This is a genomic window from Neochlamydia sp. TUME1 (assembly GCF_000813645.1).
Classification (GTDB): Bacteria; Chlamydiota; Chlamydiia; order Chlamydiales; family Parachlamydiaceae; genus Neochlamydia.
This window is the reverse complement of the sequence record NZ_JRXI01000227.1, coordinates 1-1,711: the sequence shown is the minus strand read 5'-3', so window position 1 is coordinate 1,711 and position 1,711 is coordinate 1. Positions and strand designations below refer to the sequence as shown.

Below are 1,711 nucleotides of genomic sequence, written 5' to 3'. Positions count from 1 at the left end.
GGCAGAGCGGTGAGCTGGTTTTGATTTAAGTAAAGCCCTTGCAGCTGAGACAATTGGCCTATTTCTGTAGGCAGAGCGGTGAGCTGGTTTTGGCTTAAGTAAAGCCATTGTAGCTGATCCAGCCGTCCTACTTCTGCAGGAAGACTGGTGAGCTGGTTTCGATTTAAGTCAAGCGTTTGCAGCTGAGACAGCTGCCCAATTTCTACAGGAAGGCTGGTGAGCTGGTTTTGATTTAAGTAAAGCTCTTGCAGCTGAGGCGGCTGCCAGATTTCTGTAGGCAGAGCGGTGAGCTGGTTTTGGCTTAAGTAAAGCCGTATCAGCTGTGACAATTGGCCTATTTCTGAAGGTAAACAAGTCAAGCCTACTCCAGATAAATCCAAAGTCGTAATGTTTTTACAATTTTCTTCAATCCACTCTCTAAGAAGCTCTCCTTTTTTTTCTAGAGGCAAGTGCTTAATTTCTTCTCGGCTCAAGTATTCTTCCCCGCCAGGAAGTTTTTTCCAAAGTAAAAGACGATTAATATTTAAGAGATAAGAAGAGTAATTAGCCAGAGTTAAGCCTCTTTTTTCTTCTGTTTTTTCTTTAAATTCTAAAGTTGAAAGAGACTTGGCTAAAGTAAAGATTTGCCTAAAGATTGCATTTACCTTTACTGTTTCAGAAAGCTTTTCTTCTAGCTTATAAATCCTATCTACAATAAGAGCCCGCTCCTTAGCATTTCCTTGAGGAACATGCACTTTACCTATTTGCTTATAAAGAAAAGGCATGACTTCAGTAGCCAGCAGATGATGCCATCTTTTACAGACGCTAAATAAGGAAGGAACTGCGCAAGCCTCTAGGATAGGGAGCAGCAATTCATTGGGCAAGCTTTCAATAGATGCCGAAGAGATAGGATGCATTTTATTTCCTTGGGTAGTGATAATTTTTCAGCATTTTCATTTTTAAAGACAATATAAAAAATTAAAAAAGCAAGTCAAACGAATTCGTATCCTTATCAATGAAAAACAACTCACAGATAATCTACCTCGCTTTTTTTTCAGATAGATTCACGGAAAGGGGGGAGACCTTCCAAACATTCAGAAGCAGCCACAGGTTTTGGCGATTAAGTGAAGCGGCAATTTTGGTTTGGTTAAAAGAATGAGATTGATTCTTTGCCTTATTTGAGAAAAACGGCTCTTTTTGGCGCCTTGTCTTAATTCTTCTACCGCATGATGTAATACAATACGCCTAGCTTCTTCCTGTCAAGAAAAGTTGTCCTCCCAGCCATAACACTCTACAGAAAAAGAGAAAAACTTCTTGTCGTTACAAATGTGTAGGTTAGTTTAAGCTTGCTTATTTGCCGGAAGGAAAAACCGATTACTTGTTTAAAGATGAGATGGCTAAAAGTTTTTTATTTCATTTAAGCCCTCCCCAAATTAAAAAGTACTTACGGCCATTCTACAATTGAAAACGCTGCCTTATTTTTTCGTCGATATCTTTCAAAGGATTTTCCGCTAATTCAAGCGTTTGCAGCTGAGGCAGCTGCCCGATTTCTGTAGGAAGTGTGGTTAGCTGGTTTTGGTCTAATTTAAGCACTCGTAGTTGAGACAGCCGCCCGATTTCTGCAGGAAGGCTGGTGAGCTGGCTTTGATTTAACTCAAGCACTTGCAACTGAGACAATTGAGCTATTTCTGCAGGAAGACTGGCGAGCTGGTTTTGATTTAAGTAAAGCCAT

General features: G+C 40.2%; 2 protein-coding genes. Both read right to left on the bottom strand.

Annotated elements, in window-relative coordinates; all coding sequences use genetic code 11:
- Nucleotides 1-896 (bottom strand): leucine-rich repeat domain-containing protein (locus DB41_RS11025; protein WP_202965128.1); only part of this gene is annotated, 896 nt, incomplete at its 3' end.
- 538 nt (nucleotides 897-1,434) lie between these two features.
- A partial coding sequence (locus DB41_RS10220; RefSeq protein WP_039386975.1) for a leucine-rich repeat domain-containing protein occupies nucleotides 1,435-1,711 on the bottom strand: 277 nt, incomplete at its 5' end.